This window comes from Desulforamulus putei DSM 12395 (assembly GCF_900129195.1).
In the GTDB taxonomy this organism is placed as follows: Bacteria; Bacillota; Desulfotomaculia; order Desulfotomaculales; family Desulfotomaculaceae; genus Desulfotomaculum; species Desulfotomaculum putei.
Genome location: NZ_FQUY01000010.1, coordinates 1 through 17,575, shown reverse-complemented (window position 1 = coordinate 17,575; position 17,575 = coordinate 1). Strand labels below are relative to the sequence as shown.

Genomic DNA, 17,575 nt, shown 5'->3' with positions numbered 1-17,575 from the left:
TACATAAATCTTGGCGAAGGGCTAATAATGTCATTTGTAAAGGGGGTGGCGCCGTGGCAAAGATCAGATTGACGCAAATGACAAAGGCTGCCGGGTGAGCGGCCAAAGTAGGACCGGAGGTCCTGTCGCAGGTACTGCGTCATCTGCCCAAGAATACGAACCCTGACCTGCTGGTGGGTCTGGATACTTCAGACGATGCGGCGGTTTATCGTCTGAATGATGAACTGGCCACCATTCAAACCGTGGATTTTTTTACACCCATGGTGGATGACCCTTATCTTTTTGGCCAGATTGCGGCAGCCAACGCCTTGAGCGATGTTTATGCCATGGGCGGCACGCCGCTGTTGGCCCTTAATATCGTTTGCTTCCCCGCCTGCTTGTCCCCGGACATCCTGAAAGAGATTTTAAGGGGTGGTGCGGATAAAGTCACCGAGGCCGGCGCCATCATTGCCGGTGGGCACAGTGTGCAGGACGACGAACCCAAATACGGCCTGGCCGTTACCGGGATGGTACACCCGGACAAGATCTACAGCAACGCCACTGCCAAAACAGGGGACCTTTTAGTTTTGACCAAACCCCTGGGCACGGGCATTATCAATACGGGTATTAAAGCGGATCTGGTAGGTCCGGAAATCATGAACAGGGCCATTGCCACCATGGCTTCACTGAATAAAGAGGCGGCCGGCGCCATGCTGGATGTTGGAGCATCCGCTTGTACGGATATCACGGGTTTTGGCTTCCTGGGACATGCTGCCGAGATGGCCCGGGCCAGCGGCTTAAGTATAAACCTTTACGCCGGGGAGGTTCCTGTTTTACCCGGGGCAAGGGAACTGGCCCGGATGGGGATTATACCTGCCGGGGCTTATAACAACCGGAACCACCTGGGCGATCAGGTAAAGATTGAGGAAGGGGTTACCCGGGAAGAGACTGATATCTTCTTTGATCCTCAAACCTCCGGAGGGTTGTTGATCGCCGTACAACCCGCTAGGGCAGAGACTTTAGTAAAGGAATTACACCTCCGGGGCGTGGCAGATGCTAGGATTGTCGGCGAACTAACACCCCCGGGTCAATATTTGATCACAATCCAGAGGGGGAAACAGCATGATCAGGGAAATTAATAACCGCGGGCTGGCTTGCCCGCAGCCGGTTATCAATACCAAAAAGGCGCTGGAGGAAATGGAACAGGGTACCGTGGTCTCCGTTGTGGATAACCGGGTGGCCCTCGAAAATGTAACCCGGTTTGCTGAAAATGCCGGTTGTAAGGTCAGCGTGGAGGAAAAGAACGGGGAATTCTATATTACCATCACCAAGGGCGAAGGAACAGGGCCGGCAGTGGCGGTACCCGGCAAATGTGAGACCGGACCCGTGGTTTATCTTATCACCAGCAATACCTTTGGCAACGGGGCCGAAGACCTGGGAGAGACCTTGATGGTGAGTTTCTTTAACAGTCTCCTGGAAAAACCCGCCCCTAGGGTGATCATGCTGGTGAACTCGGGGGTTCGTTTGGCCGTTCAACAGTCCCGGGTGCTGGAGCAAATTACAAAACTGGCCCGGCGGGGCACCGAAGTGCTTTCCTGCGGCACCTGCCTGGATTATTATAAATTAAAGGATCAACTGGCGGTGGGTCGGGTGACCAATATGCTGGAGATTCTGGAAAACCTGACTGCCGGAGGGACGGTCATTACTTTATAATACCGTGCCGTCCTGTTTAAAAAATGGGTGACAGGTGCGCCTGTTTGTGCTAAACTAAATGACAAGGTTTAGTCATAGAACCATTTTTAGCTGAGGGTTTCTACAACTTAATATCGGAGGTGAGCAGAGATGAGTTGAGCTGAGGGGAGTACCGGTGCGCTTAGTTTTGCCGTGTCTTTAACCAGGCTGCTCTTGCCTGGTTTTTTAAATTTAATTGAGACAAGGAGAGATGGTTATGAGCAATCCCGTAGTTGAGCAAGTGATTATCGGTAAGATGAGCAAGACCAAAGAAATTGCGGTGGTGGCCTTTTTGATTGCCATCGGCGCCGTTCTTCGCATGTTTTCCCCAGCCATATTAGGCATTACACCGAACTTTGTCATCGCCATGTACTGTTTGGCGATCCTTCTCCTGCGCCCTAGGATCGGCATGGCTCTGGGGATCGGCATTGTAGCCGGCGCTGTGAGCATGATTTTTTCCAAGTCTCCCATCCCCTACCTGAACCTGGCCACTGAGCCGGCCGGCGCCTTGGTTTGTGCCCTGCTGGCCAGTTATTTGCCGGAATTTTCCATCAAAAATTATTCCTTCAAGCCTTCCTTGGCCACCCTCATGGGGACCCTGGTCAGCGGCGGTTTATATGTGGTCTTAAATTTCCGGTTGGCCTTGAACTTGCCTGTGGCTGCCATGCAGGCTGCCTTTGTGGGCGTGGTGATACCGGTGGCTGTCATTAACATGGTGATTGCCCAGGCATTGTACGCGCCGGTCAAAAAATTTCTCTATCGTTAGCGGCAGCGGGAGGGACCGACCATGACAGCAGCGGCGGAACCGGTGGTTTGTTTTAAGCGTTTCAGCTACCGCTATCCCAATACCGATTTTTATGCCTTGAAAGACATCAACCTGACCCTGCCAAAGGGATCTTTTATCGGTTTTACCGGCCCCACCGGGGCTGGTAAAACCACTTTAATAAAGTCCATCAACGGTATCATTCCTCACGTGGAAGGAGGCGCCTGCAGCGGCCAGGTGCTTCTCAAGGGTTGCCCCACCGGCAATTTATCCACGGCGGAAATCGGCCGCCTGGTGGGCACCGTATTGGATGACCCGGAGGCCCAAATCATTTGCCTGGATGTGGAACAAGAACTGGTCTTTGGCCTGGAAAACTACGGGGTGCCGCCGGATGAAATGGAACAGCGGATCACAACTGCTTTGTCCAGTGTAGGAATCAGCCACCTGAGGCACAGGTCCACCCGCTCCCTTTCCGGCGGTCAGAAACAGCGTCTGGCCATTGCCGCCGCCTTGGCCCTGCTGCCGGAGGTGCTGGTCCTGGATGAACCAACTTCAGAGTTGGATCCTCTGGGCACCGAAGAAGTATTCACGGTACTAAAACAGCTGAACGTTAAGCATGGTATCACAGTGCTGGTGGCGGAACAAAAAACCGAATTGCTGGCCCGCCACTGTGATCAGTTGGTGATTTTATCCCAGGGAGAAGTGGCATTGGCAGGAACGCCCCGGGAGGTTTTTAAGCATAAAAGCATTTACCATCTGGGGGTGGCGCTGCCCCAGGTCACCGAATTGGCTTTGAGGCTTAACGGCGGCCGGTGTCATTTGCCCATTACCCTGGAGGAAGGCATTGAATTTTGCCGGGCACTGGTGCCCGGCGGCGGAGGAAAATTATGCAACCGCTCATTGACATAAAGGGTTTGTCTTACAGTTACGAACAGGGTCAACCGGCCCTGCAGGATATTAATCTAACCATTTACCCGGGTGAGCTGGTGGCCCTGGTGGGCCAGAACGGCGCCGGCAAAACCACGCTGGTTAAACATTGCATCGGACTGCTGCGCCCCCAGACCGGTCGGGTCACCGTGTGCGGGCAGGATGCTGCGAAGACCCGCATTTCCCACCTGGCCCGGCAGGTCGGATTTGTATTTCAGAATCCCGACCACCAAATCTTCCATGACACGGTGCAAAAGGAAGTGGCCTTTGGTCTGCAGAACCTGGGCTTACCCCGGGATGAAATTGAGAAACGGGTGGCGGCAGCCCTGAGGGATGTAGGCCTCCAGCATCTGGCCCAGGTTTACCCCCACCGGCTAAGCCGGGGGCAGCGCCAGAGGGTGGCCCTGGCTTCCGTGCTGGCTATGCAAACCAGGATCATCATTTTGGATGAACCCACCACCGGGCAGGATTCCCTGGAAAGGCTGCAGATTATGGAACTTGTCCGTGACCTGAACCGGGAGGGGCATACCATCCTCTTTATTACCCACGATATGACCCTGGTGGCCCGGTACGCTCGGCGAGTGATTGTTCTCTGTCAGGGAAGGGTGATTGCGGACGGTTCTACCAGAGATGTATTAAGCCAGACCCAACTACTGGCCCAAACCTTACTGGAACCACCCCAAATTACTCTGCTGGCCAACCGGTTGAACGGTTTGCTTACCCCGGGTTCAGAAGTCATCTTGACGGTGGACGAAATGGTTGAACACTTGCACAAGGTGAACGGAGGTAGCATCGATGGCCCGTGTGATTGAGTATGTATACCGGGAATCCGTGGTCCATAGCTTAAATCCGCTAAGTAAGCTGGCCTGGGCGCTGGGGGTTATGTTTTTGGCGCTCGCCTTTAACAATGTGTACTATCTGTTAACGCTGTTATCCACGGTGGTGGCGGTGGCGCTGCTGGGTAAAGTGCTGAAGGATTTGGCTACTGTTTTTAAAGGTTTGACGGTCTTTGCCGGCATCTTAGTGCTTCTACAGGTTATCTTCTTCCAGGGTGAGGAAGTCCTGTTTTACCTGTTGCCCGGCCATATTCTGCCGGTTACCGGGGAGGCCCTGTACATGGGGCTGGCCATGGCCGTAAGAATGATGGCGGTGGTATTAAGTTTTATCATCTTTTTAGCCACCACCCAGTATAAAGACATTATCCTGGTTCTCACCGAGAAGCTTAAACTTCCCTATGATTATGTGTTCATGTTTATGACGGCCCTGCGGTTTGTGCCCACTTTTATGGCAGAAGCGGTACAGGTCCGTTATGCCCAGCAGGTAAGGGGTTGTCCCGTGGACAGCGGGAACCCTTTACAAAAAATAAAAGCCTATGCCACAGTGGCTTTGCCGCTGGTCCTGATCTCACTGAAAAAGGCGGAACGCTTGGCCATTGCCATGGAGACCAGGGGCTATGGCAGCGGCATCCGCACATATTATAAGGAACCTGCCATCACAAAGCTGGATATGATGGTCATTTTATCAACCTTAATCTTCATTGTTCTGGCATTGTTTTTAAGGATGCAAGGATACGGAGTTGTTCAACTGTAACGGAGGTCGTTTGATGAAGAAACTGTTAATGGGCAACGAGGCCATTGCTTATGGAGCGTTGGAGGCCGGGGTGCAGGTGGTCACAGGCTACCCGGGAACTCCGTCTTCCGAGATTTTTACCACCCTGGCTTCCCTGGCCAAAGAGAGGGGATTCTATGCCGAATGGTCAGTCAACGAAAAAGTGGCCCTGGAGGTGGCCGCCGGGGCCGCCTACGCCGGCGCCAGAGCCATGGTCACCATGAAACAAGTGGGATTGAATGTGGCGGCAGACCCCCTGATGACCCTGGCCTATATTGGGGTGAAAGGGGGGCTGGTGCTGGCGGTGGCCGATGACCCGGGGCCCCACAGTTCTCAAAATGAGCAGGATACCCGAAAGTTCGCCCAGTTTGCCAAACTGCCGGTCCTGGATCCGGCGGATCCCCGGGAGGCCAAAGAAATGGCCAGGGAAGCCTTCCGGCTGTCCGAGGAACTGGGGCTGCCGGTGATTCTTCGGCCAACCACCCGCACCTGTCATGTTTGCCAGGACGTAGAAGTGGTGGACAAAACTTTGCCATCACGGGGGCATACCGGTTTTCAAAAGGGTCCGGAGTGGGTAATTTTCCCCAGCCTGGCCGCCCAACGTCATATTTGGCTGAATCAGCAACAAGAAAAGGCCAGGGAAATGTTGGAAACCAGTCCCTTTAATACTGTCAGCCCCGGCACCGGGCGACAGGGGATCATCGCCGGCGGCGTAGCCTATCATTACGTTAAGGAGGCCCTTGCATTGTTAGGCCTCAACCTGCCGGTGCTGAAAATCGGCACGCCTTACCCGCTGCCTGTAAACCTGGTGTTACGGTTTCTGGATCAGCTTGACCGGGTCCTGGTGGTGGAAGAGCAGGAACCGGTACTGGAAGACCAGCTCATAAAGTTAGTCTGGCAGCACAGGCGCCCCCTAGTGGTAAAGGGCAAATACAACCACCTGGTGCCCCGGGAGGGTGAATTGGACACCGACAAAGTCAAAGGGATTTTAGCAAAATTTTTAAGAATTGATTTACCACCGGAAGAAGCCATGAGCCAACCTCCTTTGCCGGTTCGCCCGCCGGTGTTGTGTGCCGGGTGCCCGCACCGGGCTTCCTTCTATGTCTTCAAACAAGCGGCAGCCGGCAGCGATGCCATTTTTACCGGAGATATTGGCTGCTATACTTTGGGCAACATGGCCCCCTTGCACGCGGTGGATACCTGCCTGTGCATGGGAGCCAGTATTACCATAGGTTCCGGGCTCCAGTTGGCAGAGAAAGAACGAAGAGTGATTGCTTTTCTGGGGGATTCCACCTTTTTCCATACCGGCCTTCCCGGATTGATCAATGCTGTTCACAACGGTTCAAAGATCACTGTGGTGGTTTTAGATAACCGGACCACTGCCATGACCGGTCACCAGAGTCACCCGGGGCTTAACCGGAACGCTGCCGGTGAGCCGGTGCAACCGCTGGATATAGCAAAACTGGCGGAAGCCTGCGGGGTTCCATTGGTAAAAGTGGTGGACCCCCTCGATTATCAAGCTGCGCTGGCTGCCGCCCGGGAAGCCCTGGAATTTAACGGCGTCTCCCTGGTCGTCATGAGAAAGGAATGTGTGGCCCTGGTAAAAGAGCGCAAGGCTCCCAGGACCATTGATGCTGCAAAGTGTATCCACTGCGGGCTTTGTATTGAAGAGTTGGGCTGTCCGGCCATCTCCAGGGGAGAGCAGGGACCGGTCATCGGCGCCACCTGCACCGGCTGTGATTTGTGCCGCCAGATCTGCCCCTGTGAGGCCATAACAGAGGGAGGAGTGATCCGATGAGGCTGGATATCGTGATTGCCGGCGTCGGAGGACAGGGGAATGTCCTGGCCTCCCGTATTTTAGCCCGTGCTGCCATGGAGGTCGGTCTGCCCGTACGAACTTCCGAGGTCATTGGCATGGCCCAAAGGGAAGGGGCGGTCATGAGCCAGGTACGAATGGGGGCTGGTGATTATAGTGCGTTAATCCCCAACGGCCAGGCAGATGTACTCCTGGGGTTGGAACTGGCGGAAACAGTTCGTGCGGTAACGAAACTAAAAAAAGGCGCCGTTGTTATTGCCAACTCCGCCACCATCTATCCTGTTTCGGTTTCCCTGGGGTTTTCCTCCTATCACCCCGAACAGTTGACTGCTTTTCTCAAGGAAAGAACAGACTCCCTATATTTGTTTGATGCTACTTCGTTAGCCAACCAGGCCGGTACTTATAAAGCCACCAATATGGTCATGCTGGGGGCGCTGTCTGTATTAGACCTGCTGCCCTACAGCGCCGATCACCTCAGGGCGGTGATGGAAGATGTCATCCCCCCGAGGCTGCGGGAAATGAATCTGACGGCCTTTGCACTGGGCCGGCAGGCAGTGGGAGGTGCTTAATTTGTCCTTATTTCTTCAACAAAGAGATTCCTCTTTTAATTACGATCATCTTTTTGCCCTTCAGGAAAAACAGCTGCCAAAGTTGATGCACCGCATCTATAAACATTCGCCTTTTTATCGCCGGAAGCTGGATGAAGCGGGGATAAAACCTGAACAAATACGGACCATCAAGGATCTGGCCATGGTACCCTTTACCACCAAAACAGAACTACGGGCGGGTTATCCCCTGGGACTGCAGGCCGTTTCCGATGAGGAAGTGATTCGCATTCATTCGTCCTCCGGCACCACCGGAAAACCTATTATTGTCCCATATACCGCCGGTGACGTGAATGTTTGGGCGGAGATGATGGCCCGCTGCCTGGCCGCCGCCGGTGTAACCAGAAAGGACCGGGTGCAGGTCACCCCCGGTTACGGTTTGTGGACCGCAGGCATCGGCTTTCAGGCCGGAGTAGAGCGTCTGGGGGCCATGACCATACCCACGGGGCCGGGCAATACCGAAAAACAACTGGAACTCATGGAAGATTTGCAGGCCACGGTGCTCATCGGCACATCTTCCTACGGGCTGCTGTTGGCGGAGGAAATTCATAAACGGGGTATCAAGAACAGACTGGCCCTGCGCAGGGGAATCTTCGGCAGTGAACGCTGGGGAGACAAAATGCGGGGGCGCATTGAGGAATTGCTGGGAATTGAAACCTATGATATTTACGGGCTAACGGAAATCTACGGTCCCGGCATCGCCATCGATTGTCCAATTCATAACGGTTTGCATTTCTGGTCCGACCATTTGTTGTTTGAAATCATCGATCCGGTTACCGGCGAACAACTGGCCCCCGGCCGGCAGGGAGAACTGGTGATTACCACACTGACCAAAGAAGGAATGCCCCTGCTGCGGTATCGTACCCACGACATCACCCGGCTGCGCCCAGAGCGCTGTCCCTGCGGTTCTCCCTTCCCCATGATCGACCGGGTGCTGGGCAGGACCGATGACATGGTCAAGGTAAAAGGGGTCAATATTTATCCCGGGCAAATTGATCATGTGTTAAAATTATCAAAGGGAGCCGGCAGTGAATATCAAATGATTCTTACCCGGTCGGCGGGGAAAGACCGTCTCTCTATCAAAGTGGAGGTCCGGGAGGGCTTTGACCCGGTACAGGTGAGCGAAGAATGCCGGAGGAATATCAAATCCCGCATCGGCATCCAGTGCGAAGTGGAAGCGGTGGCCTACGGCAGCTTACCAAGGTCGGAAAAGAAGAGTAAACGTGTCTTTGATTTAAGAGAAAACTACGAATAAACTGCGCCTGCCTGTCTTGTCTGAACCCGTTCATAAACGGGTATTTCTTTTTATACGGTATTTTCTTCCGCCCTCTCTAAACATAAAGAAAATTGCCGGCAAATGACGAACTAACAGTATCAGGAACCCTGGCGGTATTTAACAACCTTATCTAACAGCCCCGGCAGACAGGTTAGTTTCCTGGCAGAACTCGCATACCAGGCTGAGCCCCGCCTTTAAGGGCATTTTCAGCCGGAATCTTTTCATGGAACGTTTATCCAAAACCGTATTGGGCACATAAACCGCCCCGGCCAGATTTTGAATGGCCGGGGGGACATTTTCCTGCTCTACCTGGTAGGAAAGCCTCAGCACCTGGTTATCTGACGCCGGGGTTACCTCACTGACCTTTAAGTGAACCACATCCAGGGGTTTGTAGGTGGTGGCCGGGACCACGGATTTAATGGTTCTTATTTTTCTTTCGTAAACAGACAATGCGGCATCCAGCAGGGCTTTGTACCCCACGTTATATTCAATGACCACCGGGTAACCGTTGATGGTGGCAAGGGCCGTTCGCTGTAAACTGCGGGCCAGGGGAGCCATCTCTTCGGTTCGCAGCAGTTCGTTAAAGATGGTGAAAAGATCATGGCTGTGTTCGGGAATTAATTCCCCCTGCAGAGGCTGCTGCAATAATAAAAGAATTTCCCGGAAGTCAGGGATTTTTTTTGTTTTTTTGGCTAGTCCCGGCAGAGTTAGCCCATCCAAGGCCAAAATTTGGGACATCAGACTGCGGATTTGCCGGTACCAGTGAAGAACAGGCTGGCCGGCCATAAGCTCCGGCAGGTGAACCACATAAATCCCGTGGGCGTTGGCGTACTCCCAGGCCGGGTAGGAAAATTCCCCGGCCACAAAGACGCCTCCTACGTAATTCACGGTCAGAGTTTCCTTCGCTTTTTTGCCCCCGTAAATGCGGTGAAATAAATCACCCCGGTTGTTATCCAACAGGTCCCGGATCAGTTCCCGGCGGGAAGGTAATGTTTGCTCCAGGTCCAGGAGGGTGGCTTTCAGGTTGCGGACCAACTGCATGTCAGCGGTGTGGTTGGCCGGAGCAGGACCCCTGGCAGCCACCAGCAAAACCGTATTTAAACAAAAGGGGCTGTTGTTTAAATCAATACCAATCACACCAACCTCATGCTGAGTCCCCCGACCGCCTAATTTGCGCCGGGGGACGCCGGCTATATAACCATTGTTGCGCAGGATATATGCAACCATATACTCAAATAATTTATCTCCGGAAATGTAGAGGGACAATGGGCACCTCCAGATTTGAAATATTGTCCATAGTTAATATGGCCAGATCAAAAATCTTTATGACAAGTTCCAGCTATTGTTAAATGGGAGCATAAATAATCTTGTTAAAAATTGACGATATTATAATCACCGGACCGGTTGTGCAACCTTAGGCGTTCGCCTCCGTCCGTTAAAGGAAACCCTCCTTATTGGAGGGTTTCTGGATTTTTATAAACAAGTAACCCACCTGAAGTGGGTTCTCTGAGGAAAGCATTCTATTTGATTTAAGGTACTGTCAGGCACTTTCACATAAGAACCAAACCAATCATCCACTAAAACCCGCCCCATGGTTTTGCCCTGGAATAGGCATACTCCCTGGCCCATTTCTCAGCTTCGGAACAAGCTTTGAAGACCCTGCGGTCCCCCGCACCCCGGACGCAGGATTCCGCCAGCCACATGTGGCCGTCGTTATTTACCCGCCAGTAGGTATTTAAATGATTGTTGCTGGTTTCGCCGTAACCCTGCTCTTCAACGAAGGGGGTTGGTTTATAATACTGGCGATTACGAGGGTTAATCGGGAATAATTTGTTCATCAAAATAAACCACTCCTTCCTGTCGAGATATTTATCTGATTATAAAGCATATGTGTTAATAATAGAACATAGTTCTGTTAATTAGTAGTAAATTTTATAGAATTTTTCAGGCGGCGATGTACAATTTTCTGTCACAAACCATCCTATGCAGACCTTGCAGGATTTGTTAACGGATTGTTTTTTCGTGTTCGGAAACTTTATCCAACCAGAGATGAATGAGAGGATCCGCCATCTTCATTACATTAAGGTTGGTGTGGTAAAGAGAGTGTTTTAAAACAGGGCTGCCCATCAATCGAATGGCCCGGTCCAAATTCCTGTTATTGAAGCCATCCCATAAGAGACGGAAACGAGCCTGCCTCTCCATAATTTGCTGGAGAAACCGTATTCTTTTTTCGTAATTGCTGCCCAGGGCAATGGACCGGGCTGCTTCCACCCCGCTGGCGATACAAGAAAAAATACCGATTCCCAGCCAACCGGTGACAAAGCCGCCGCTGTTTCCCACAAAGAATGTATTCCCCACCCGGTGTGGGAAAACCAGGCCGGTTTCATAATCAGTGTCCCAATTCATAACATTTTCAGGATTTATCTTTTCCTGTTCAATAAAAGCCTGCCAGTACCGGGGTAACTCATCCCGGATAATATAAGAAACACTCAGCGTTAAGGCTGCTCTTTCGGTTCCCAACGGAACCATGTGGGCAAAACCGCTTCCGGCATAACCGGTATTGAACCAGAAGCGAACTTCCCGGGGGTTAAATTCGCCTAATATATTGGCACCCCGGACCCAGGACTGATAAGTGCTTTTCCAGACACCCAGTTCTTTTGCATATTTTTTGGTGCCGTCCGCCACCACGATGTAGTCAAAGTCTTTTAGTAAATCTTTGGGTTTAACGGGGGATTCAAACCGGACAGGGGTTTTTAACCTGCTGGCCAGTTGCGATTCAATGGCATACTGATCTTGACCCCGTAAAACGGTATAACCAAGATGCCCCCTTACGGTATATGCCGTGCCGGGTCCCTGCACCCGCAGCAGCCGTATGTCACTGATTGGTTTAATATCTATGTCAAAACTCTTTTTTAATTCCTTTAGCTGATCTTTGACAGGACGGAATATAAAGTTCAACAACATGGGAGCAAAGGGAAAAGGACTTCCCAGGCGGTGTCTTTGTTCAAAGATAACTGGTCGGATACCATGTTTCTCAAGTTCCAGGGCACAGGAAAGCCCGGCAATCCCTGCACCCACAATGGCTACTTTCATATAATCTTTCCTTCCCTGATCGTTAAGTAATCCATTACCTTAATATTTTCCGCTGAAAAGATAATAATATGCCTTAGAATGATGATTGCTAAGAAGATGGATGAAAGGAAGCATGGGGGTGAAATTGATTGGCCAAACTTACCCAGAAGGACGTAGAAAATAATGTCTTCAAGCAGGCCTATGACGGGGAAGAGCTCCGCCGGGCAAAATATGCCTATTTGTCCAAAACAGTGAAAGATAAGCGTTTAAAAAAAATCTTTAAGGTTTTTGAAATGACCGCCCAGAGTCACCTAGCCGAATTAAGACAAGAAATGCAAAAGCTGGATATCAAATAGGAGGCCGCTATGGACAGCCTGGAATTCCTGAACGACGCTTTAGAAGATAAAATTAAGAACCAGGTCTTTTATAATGATGCTGCCATCAGGGTGCGGAATCCCTCCGCCAGACAGCTGTTTCTCAAGTTAAGGGATGAGGAAATGAGGCATATCGAGATATTGCAAAAAGAAGTTGTGGCCATCGAAAACAAACCCTTTCCAGTCACAAAAATCCTGGCCAAGATTAAGAGCTAGCATGGGGCTGGCTCTTTTTCATGTCACTTTATTACCTCCTGTCCAAACGGGAGATGAGAATAAACCATAGAGCTGTAGCCAGGCCGATCAATGCGGTGAGCAGCGTAAAAAACCAGAGATTCATCTTTTTCCCCCTATCTTATGACCCTTTAAGTAATTTGTCCTCCGGTATAACTTTAATATACACAGCATCATCTTTGATTTTATGAATTTGTAACACTTAACGGATTTTCTCGTAATATATACCAGGGTCAATTTTTTAGTTTTTAAAGAAAGGGGTTAGTGCAGGTGGCAGGTGAGCGGGGGTCTAATTACAATGCATTTACACTATTTTTAATCTTTATTCTCCTTTACTTATCTCAAAAGGGTACCAATGCCAGTGCTTACTCTGAGAGCGGTCAAACAAAGGCGGATGAGTATCAACAGCCGGAACAGCCGGCGGAAGAAAAAGTGGCTGTTGGTCTGTCCAATGGCGAGGTTGCAGAGTATCAACACACGGTCAGTGAGATGGATGAGGAGATTACCGATGACCAGCAAGAGATTTCCGTACAGCACCCAGAGGTGATTGAACAAACCGAAGAACAGGCGCTGGAAGAAACCTTGGTCGATGAGCCGCAGGAAGCTCCGGAGATTTCCGTGGAAGAACCTGTTGAGGAAACGCCGCAACCGGTTGAAGAGAGTGCCGACCAGGCGGATGAAGTTATGCCAACAATACCCCAGGAAAATTTTGAAGTGAGTGTGACAGAACCTGAAGCAGAGGAGGCAGAAGCTTCCAGCAACGAAGTGACCGATGAACCTGTACTGGGGGGTCAGAATAATTTATTCTTAAAGCCAACGGTTATGACGGACATTCATGTGAAAAAGCAACATACCGGCCCTAAGGTTAACATTAAATTTGGCAGTTAGGCGAAAGATAAAAAATCAGGTGTTGGAATGCCTCCAACACCTGCCTTGCTTAAGGCTGATTGATATCCAATTAGTCAAGATCCGGGTCGGCGGAACCGGGCCCGTTGGTTTCTTGCATCATTAGTTGATTAATTTTTTCCAGGCCTGTTAGTAGTCCGGTTATTTCCTCCTGTGTCATGGAGGCCAGAAGACTTGCCAGATAGTTTGTACGCATTAAAGATATGTTATGGCCGAGCTCTTTCACCTGGGGGGAAAGGTCAATGTGAACTACCCTGCGGTCTTGTTCATTGCGCTTTCTAATAACTTTATTTTGTTTCTCCAGCCGGTCAACAATGCCTGAAACAGTGCTTTTAGCCAACCCCAACCTTATACTTAATTCACCCAGTGTGATGCCTGGATTTTGAAACAATTCCTGCATTAAATGAAGCTGGGGAACGGTTAAACCGCAGCCAACGGTTTGAGCCATCATATATTGACGAAATTTTCGGTTAAGAGTTCTTAATAAGTCCTTTAATTGTTCAGCTTGTTCAATTAGTTTTTGCTCCACAGGATCACCTCCGTTGCCAAAAAAATAAAAATATTCATTGTATTTAGAATATCATTAATTCGAATTATAGTAAATACTAATAACTAAAACATAAACAATATTCAGAAAAATATATATCATTTTACATTTTTGTATCTTATTTACAGACTCTTCCTGTTGAGAATGTTCTCAAGAAGTGTTATGATCTTCCTGGATTGTTATTCGTGTAAGGAGACTCATAATGCGATACAATTCTATTTTTGACATCATTGGTCCAATCATGGTGGGCCCGTCCAGTTCCCATACGGCCGGTGCAGCCAGAATTGGCAAGACAGCCCGGGATATTTTTGGCAGGCAGCCAACCAAAGCCGAGATTACTTTATATGGTTCCTTTGCCCAGACTTACCGCGGTCACGGAACGGATCTAGCATTGGTGGGAGGTATTTTAGACCTTCATGCAGACGATGAAAATATTGTTAACTCCTTTCAACTGGCCCGGGAACGTGGCGTGGAAATCGTCTTTAAAATTATCCCGGAAGAATCGGATTATCATCCCAATACTGCCAAGGTGCGGCTAAGTGACCACACAGGATCCCTGGAAGTGGTCGGTATTTCTCTGGGCGGCGGGAAGATCACCATTACGGAAATTGAAGGGTTTAGGATCTCACTGAGCGGGGACAGTCCCACCCTGCTGGTGTTTCATCATGACAGGTACGGGGCTGTAGCCCGGGTAGCGCAGGTGCTGGCTTGTAATGAAATTAATATCGGTCATATGGAGGTTGCCAGAAAATCCAAGGGAGATCAAGCCCTGATGGTCATTGAAACGGATCAGGATTTAACTGATGAAATCATTAAAGATGTAAAACAAATTGACCATGTATACAGTGTAGCATTACTTACAACTTAGATGAGAGGGGAAGGCTGTTGAAATATCGTACTGTAGCCGAACTGGTTGCACTTGCCCGGCAACATGGTAAAACCATCGGGGAAGTGGTGTTGGAACAAGAGGTACAAGCCGGCGGTCGTACCAGAGAAGAGGTTTTTTCCAATATGGAAAAAAGCCTGCTGGTGATGGAACAGGCCGTGGAAAAAGGAATGAATGAAGTTGTATTATCCCGCAGCGGGCTGACCGGTGGAGATGCCAGGCGTTTAAGGGAATATGCCCAAAGGGGCAGGAGTTTGTGTCAGGGAGTTGTCCTGGATGCCGTAAATTATGCCCTGGCAACTTCTGAGGTCAATGCTTCCATGGGGTTGATTGTGGCAACGCCTACCGCCGGTTCCAGTGGTGTACTGCCCGGAAGCATCCTGGCCGCCGGACGGCATCTTGGGAGCGGCCGGGAGCAGATGGTGTATGCCTTGTTTAATGCCGGCGGCATTGGTTTTGTCATTGCCAACAATGCTACCATTTCCGGAGCCGCCGGGGGATGCCAGGCAGAAATTGGAGCGGCTGCCGCCATGGCAGCATCCGCTGTAGCTGAACTGGCCGGGGGGTCAGCGGAGCAATGTGCCCATGCTGCCGCCATTGCCCTGAAAAACCTGTTGGGCCTGGTCTGTGACCCTGTGGCAGGTCTTGTGGAAGTGCCCTGTGTGAAAAGAAATTCCATGGGCGCTGCCGTATCCATCGTTGCCGCGGATATGGCTCTGGCCGGGATTACCAGTGTCATCCCCTGTGACGAAGTCATTGAAGCCATGTATAAGATAGGCACTATGCTACCTTCCTGCCTGCGTGAGACTTCTCTGGCCGGATTGGCCACAACTCCCACCGGTCAGGAACTAAACCAAAGGATTAATAAAAAAGATCAAGAGTAAAGGTGATGGGTATTTTCCATCACCTTTTTCGCCTTTATCCTTTCTAACCTCTCATATCTCACTTCTAACTAGCCTGCGGCCACCTTTACATCATCCAGGGCCGCCCTGATCAATGCTTCCACCACCCTTGATACCGGCAAACCTGTTTCCTTCGCTAACCGTTTTATATGACGAACGGTCTCCTTATTACTTACAATGTTAACTTCTTGAAAATCAGCCAAATAGACCATTTGTTCCTGAGAGATCTGCTTAATATGTCTGTGAACGTTATTCAGCATGAACTACGCCTCCAACTTTTTTTATTTAGCAAATCTATTCCCCATGAAAGGGTGATATACCTTCGGAGAATTCTCTGTAGGTTTGTCGATATGATAGAAAGATTCGACACATTTACAACTTTGCATTTTATATGTCGAGAATAGGAATGAAAAATTACAGATAAACTAACCATTATCCCATCGGAGTATCCCAGGTTATCGTGACCAGAAAAAATTAACTACCCTCCGCTTAGAGGGTAGTACTGTTATTTTCATCTACCTTGTTATAGTTTTATGGTTCTTCTATATTATTAGCGGTATTTTCCGATCCTCCGGCTTTTGCCTTAGCTTCGTCAAAATTATAGCCTGGTACTTCATTCGATATTTCTTTCATTTTCGTATTCTTTGAAACATTTTCCGGGATACCTAGCTTTTCATATACTTCTTTCAATGATAAGCCGGTTGCAATGGCTGTTTCTTCAATCGTATAATAACCTTTTACTTCAGATATCGGCACAATCTGACCCTCCTTCCGTGCTGAAGGAGTAGTTTGAAGATTTCCAGTTGTTTGAGCTATTAGTATGGTGCCAAAAAACAAACCTACTACTATAAGAAGCATTGCAATAGGATGAAATGCCTTTCTTGCTGTCTTTACCTCCAGTGCTCCCATTTTAGAGCAGGCCAAAACACACTCATTACAGTTAATACATTCTGCATCGGTAACTTTGACTGCTTTAGCTATATCAATATTGACAGGACAAGCTTTGTTGCATGCTTTACAATGAATGCATAGATTGTCATTCCGTTCAACTCTTGTAGGACTTATCTTACCGATAATTCCGTAGAATGCTCCCACAGGGCAAAGATATTTACAGAAGAAACGATCATACAGGAAAGAGCCCAATAGCGTAACTGCCAACAGGATAAACCCTACGATGGCATGGGGATCTTCTTTAATGGACTCAGAAACAGTCCATATGTGTGAATAGGCTGAATATGGGTCATAAGGAGCCATCCAGAGTTTCCCATAATACCATGCCATTGCGACAGTAAGCAATAGTATGACATATTTTAAGTAACGCAAAGGTTTATCAATTTTCTGCGGTACAATAAACCGCTTTTTGAATATTTTTCGTCCAAGAAGGGAAAATGCCTCCTGCAACGCTCCGAAAGGACAAAGCAAGCCGCAAAAGCTTCGACGGAAAAGAATTGCCAAAATAACTGTCAATATCAGCAAAACGAAAGTTCCTAAATAGATTTTCTTAATAAAGCTTTCCATAAAAAGCAATGAATACAAACTTTCAAGTGCACCAAAAGGACATAGTGCATGTATAGAAGGAGCTTTCCTCCCTCCAAGAACCTGATTGTTATTAACGCTGCATAATGTCCTAAGATTGATGTTGCATGATGACCCAAAGTTGACGGATATAATGACCGATATTTTAGAAAGGGAGGAAGTGGCAAGAACAACCACTCCCCCCTTTTTCTAACTTAAATTATCACCCGGTATGTTTCCTGAATTTTTAAATTTAATCGTACATCTTGCATAATAACATACCATTCACTATCCAACTCTAATCTACAGGCAATGTTGGTATTTCCGACCAAAAGTTGAAAATATTCTCCGCAATAAAGGCCATACTCGCGATTTCCTAAAACGACAACCCAGCGATCCTGTTGAGAATCATATCTCATTTCTACCCCACGACG

At 49.4% G+C, this 17,575-nt stretch carries 21 protein-coding genes; 14 read left to right on the top strand and 7 right to left on the bottom strand.

What is annotated here, in order from left to right; genetic code table 11:
• Nucleotides 1-53: 53 nt before the first annotated feature.
• From selD to BUB67_RS08025, 9 genes are all read left to right on the top strand, one after another.
• A complete protein-coding gene (gene selD / locus BUB67_RS08065; RefSeq protein ID WP_143157025.1) occupies nucleotides 54-1,118 on the top strand; it encodes a selenide, water dikinase SelD in 1,065 nt (354 codons plus the stop codon).
• Nucleotides 1,102-1,692 carry a sulfurtransferase-like selenium metabolism protein YedF gene (gene yedF, locus BUB67_RS08060; RefSeq protein WP_073238462.1) on the top strand — a complete coding sequence of 197 codons (591 nt, stop codon included), beginning with the start codon at nucleotides 1,102-1,104 and terminating at the stop codon, nucleotides 1,690-1,692. The genes selD and yedF overlap by 17 nt, the downstream gene beginning before the upstream one ends.
• 235 nt (nucleotides 1,693-1,927) lie before the next feature.
• Nucleotides 1,928-2,476 (top strand): tryptophan transporter, encoded by a 549-nt coding sequence (locus BUB67_RS08055; protein ID WP_073238458.1) that lies wholly within the window; start codon nucleotides 1,928-1,930, stop codon nucleotides 2,474-2,476.
• Between the two features lie 21 nt (nucleotides 2,477-2,497).
• Nucleotides 2,498-3,382, top strand: coding sequence for an energy-coupling factor ABC transporter ATP-binding protein (locus BUB67_RS08050; RefSeq protein ID WP_073238455.1), 885 nt, complete (start codon nucleotides 2,498-2,500; stop codon nucleotides 3,380-3,382).
• A complete protein-coding gene (locus tag BUB67_RS08045) occupies nucleotides 3,361-4,212 on the top strand; it encodes an energy-coupling factor ABC transporter ATP-binding protein (RefSeq protein ID WP_073238452.1) in 852 nt (283 codons plus the stop codon). The genes BUB67_RS08050 and BUB67_RS08045 overlap by 22 nt, the downstream gene beginning before the upstream one ends.
• Complete coding sequence (locus BUB67_RS08040) at nucleotides 4,196-4,990, top strand: energy-coupling factor transporter transmembrane component T family protein (RefSeq protein ID WP_073238449.1); 795 nt, start codon at nucleotides 4,196-4,198, stop codon at nucleotides 4,988-4,990. The genes BUB67_RS08045 and BUB67_RS08040 overlap by 17 nt, the downstream gene beginning before the upstream one ends.
• 13 nt (nucleotides 4,991-5,003) lie before the next feature.
• Nucleotides 5,004-6,806, top strand: a complete 1,803-nt coding sequence (iorA, locus tag BUB67_RS08035; RefSeq protein WP_073238446.1) for an indolepyruvate ferredoxin oxidoreductase subunit alpha — start codon at nucleotides 5,004-5,006, stop codon at nucleotides 6,804-6,806.
• On the top strand, nucleotides 6,803-7,393 hold the full coding sequence (locus BUB67_RS08030) for an indolepyruvate oxidoreductase subunit beta (RefSeq protein WP_073238443.1): 591 nt from the start codon (nucleotides 6,803-6,805) through the stop codon (nucleotides 7,391-7,393). Before iorA ends, BUB67_RS08030 begins: the two co-directional genes overlap by 4 nt.
• Before the next feature lie 85 nt (nucleotides 7,394-7,478).
• Nucleotides 7,479-8,684: a phenylacetate--CoA ligase family protein gene (locus tag BUB67_RS08025; protein ID WP_143157028.1), complete on the top strand. Its 1,206-nt coding sequence runs from the start codon at nucleotides 7,479-7,481 to the stop codon at nucleotides 8,682-8,684.
• Between the two features lie 147 nt (nucleotides 8,685-8,831).
• Here the strand turns inward: BUB67_RS08025 and BUB67_RS08020 are convergent, their stop codons facing one another.
• From BUB67_RS08020 to BUB67_RS08010, 3 genes are all read right to left on the bottom strand, one after another.
• Complete coding sequence (locus BUB67_RS08020) at nucleotides 8,832-9,971, bottom strand: hypothetical protein (RefSeq protein WP_073238437.1); 1,140 nt, start codon at nucleotides 9,969-9,971, stop codon at nucleotides 8,832-8,834.
• Nucleotides 9,972-10,282: 311 nt separating this feature from the next.
• The gene (locus BUB67_RS08015) at nucleotides 10,283-10,543 is read right to left on the bottom strand and encodes a hypothetical protein (protein ID WP_073238682.1); all 261 of its coding nucleotides are present in this window, start codon (nucleotides 10,541-10,543) and stop codon (nucleotides 10,283-10,285) included.
• Nucleotides 10,544-10,709: 166 nt separating this feature from the next.
• On the bottom strand, nucleotides 10,710-11,798 hold the full coding sequence (locus tag BUB67_RS08010) for an NAD(P)/FAD-dependent oxidoreductase (RefSeq protein WP_073238434.1): 1,089 nt from the start codon (nucleotides 11,796-11,798) through the stop codon (nucleotides 10,710-10,712).
• 128 nt (nucleotides 11,799-11,926) lie between these two features.
• On the opposite strand from BUB67_RS08010, the gene BUB67_RS08005 reads away from it, so the two are divergent.
• The 3 genes from BUB67_RS08005 to BUB67_RS07995 all read left to right on the top strand — a co-directional run bounded on the left by BUB67_RS08005 (nucleotide 11,927) and on the right by BUB67_RS07995 (nucleotide 13,273).
• Nucleotides 11,927-12,133 (top strand): hypothetical protein, encoded by a 207-nt coding sequence (locus BUB67_RS08005; protein ID WP_073238431.1) that lies wholly within the window; start codon nucleotides 11,927-11,929, stop codon nucleotides 12,131-12,133.
• Between the two features lie 9 nt (nucleotides 12,134-12,142).
• Complete coding sequence (locus BUB67_RS08000; protein ID WP_073238428.1) at nucleotides 12,143-12,367, top strand: hypothetical protein; 225 nt, start codon at nucleotides 12,143-12,145, stop codon at nucleotides 12,365-12,367.
• A 288-nt stretch (nucleotides 12,368-12,655) separates the two neighbouring features.
• Nucleotides 12,656-13,273, top strand: a complete 618-nt coding sequence (locus BUB67_RS07995) for a hypothetical protein (protein WP_073238424.1) — start codon at nucleotides 12,656-12,658, stop codon at nucleotides 13,271-13,273.
• A gap of 70 nt (nucleotides 13,274-13,343) precedes the next feature.
• Here the strand turns inward: BUB67_RS07995 and BUB67_RS07990 are convergent, their stop codons facing one another.
• Entirely contained in the window at nucleotides 13,344-13,820 is a 477-nt protein-coding gene (locus BUB67_RS07990) for a MarR family winged helix-turn-helix transcriptional regulator (RefSeq protein ID WP_073238421.1), read from the bottom strand.
• 220 nt (nucleotides 13,821-14,040) lie between these two features.
• On the opposite strand from BUB67_RS07990, the gene sdaAB reads away from it, so the two are divergent.
• Together sdaAB and sdaAA are read left to right on the top strand one after the other, a co-directional pair.
• Nucleotides 14,041-14,706, top strand: a complete 666-nt coding sequence (sdaAB, locus tag BUB67_RS07985) for an L-serine ammonia-lyase, iron-sulfur-dependent subunit beta (protein WP_073238418.1) — start codon at nucleotides 14,041-14,043, stop codon at nucleotides 14,704-14,706.
• A gap of 17 nt (nucleotides 14,707-14,723) precedes the next feature.
• Entirely contained in the window at nucleotides 14,724-15,608 is an 885-nt protein-coding gene (gene sdaAA, locus BUB67_RS07980; protein ID WP_073238415.1) for an L-serine ammonia-lyase, iron-sulfur-dependent, subunit alpha, read from the top strand.
• Nucleotides 15,609-15,676: 68 nt separating this feature from the next.
• Here sdaAA and BUB67_RS07975 read toward each other — a convergent pair whose 3' ends face one another.
• From BUB67_RS07975 to BUB67_RS07965, 3 genes are all read right to left on the bottom strand, one after another.
• Complete coding sequence (locus BUB67_RS07975; RefSeq protein ID WP_073238412.1) at nucleotides 15,677-15,886, bottom strand: hypothetical protein; 210 nt, start codon at nucleotides 15,884-15,886, stop codon at nucleotides 15,677-15,679.
• Nucleotides 15,887-16,157: 271 nt separating this feature from the next.
• Nucleotides 16,158-17,339, bottom strand: coding sequence for a 4Fe-4S binding protein (locus tag BUB67_RS07970; protein WP_238456990.1), 1,182 nt, complete (start codon nucleotides 17,337-17,339; stop codon nucleotides 16,158-16,160).
• A 17-nt stretch (nucleotides 17,340-17,356) separates the two neighbouring features.
• A partial coding sequence (locus BUB67_RS07965) for a DUF5348 domain-containing protein (RefSeq protein WP_143157024.1) occupies nucleotides 17,357-17,575 on the bottom strand: 219 nt, incomplete at its 5' end.

Excerpts from the sequence above, each read along its gene's own strand:
- iorA (WP_073238446.1), top strand. The coding sequence starts at position 5,004 with ATGAAGAAACTGTTAATGGGCAACGAGGCCATTGCTTATGGAGCGTTG.
- BUB67_RS08030 (WP_073238443.1), top strand. The coding sequence starts at position 6,803 with ATGAGGCTGGATATCGTGATTGCCGGCGTCGGAGGACAGGGGAATGTC.
- BUB67_RS08045 (WP_073238452.1), top strand. The coding sequence starts at position 3,361 with ATGCAACCGCTCATTGACATAAAGGGTTTGTCTTACAGTTACGAACAG.
- BUB67_RS07975 (WP_073238412.1), bottom strand. The coding sequence starts at position 15,886 with ATGCTGAATAACGTTCACAGACATATTAAGCAGATCTCTCAGGAACAA.
- BUB67_RS08015 (WP_073238682.1), bottom strand. The coding sequence starts at position 10,543 with ATGAACAAATTATTCCCGATTAACCCTCGTAATCGCCAGTATTATAAA.
- BUB67_RS08000 (WP_073238428.1), top strand. The coding sequence starts at position 12,143 with ATGGACAGCCTGGAATTCCTGAACGACGCTTTAGAAGATAAAATTAAG.
- BUB67_RS08050 (WP_073238455.1), top strand. The coding sequence starts at position 2,498 with ATGACAGCAGCGGCGGAACCGGTGGTTTGTTTTAAGCGTTTCAGCTAC.
- sdaAB (WP_073238418.1), top strand. The coding sequence starts at position 14,041 with ATGCGATACAATTCTATTTTTGACATCATTGGTCCAATCATGGTGGGC.
- BUB67_RS08025 (WP_143157028.1), top strand. The coding sequence starts at position 7,479 with ATGCACCGCATCTATAAACATTCGCCTTTTTATCGCCGGAAGCTGGAT.
- BUB67_RS08055 (WP_073238458.1), top strand. The coding sequence starts at position 1,928 with ATGAGCAATCCCGTAGTTGAGCAAGTGATTATCGGTAAGATGAGCAAG.
- yedF (WP_073238462.1), top strand. The coding sequence starts at position 1,102 with ATGATCAGGGAAATTAATAACCGCGGGCTGGCTTGCCCGCAGCCGGTT.
- BUB67_RS08010 (WP_073238434.1), bottom strand. The coding sequence starts at position 11,798 with ATGAAAGTAGCCATTGTGGGTGCAGGGATTGCCGGGCTTTCCTGTGCC.
- BUB67_RS08040 (WP_073238449.1), top strand. The coding sequence starts at position 4,196 with ATGGCCCGTGTGATTGAGTATGTATACCGGGAATCCGTGGTCCATAGC.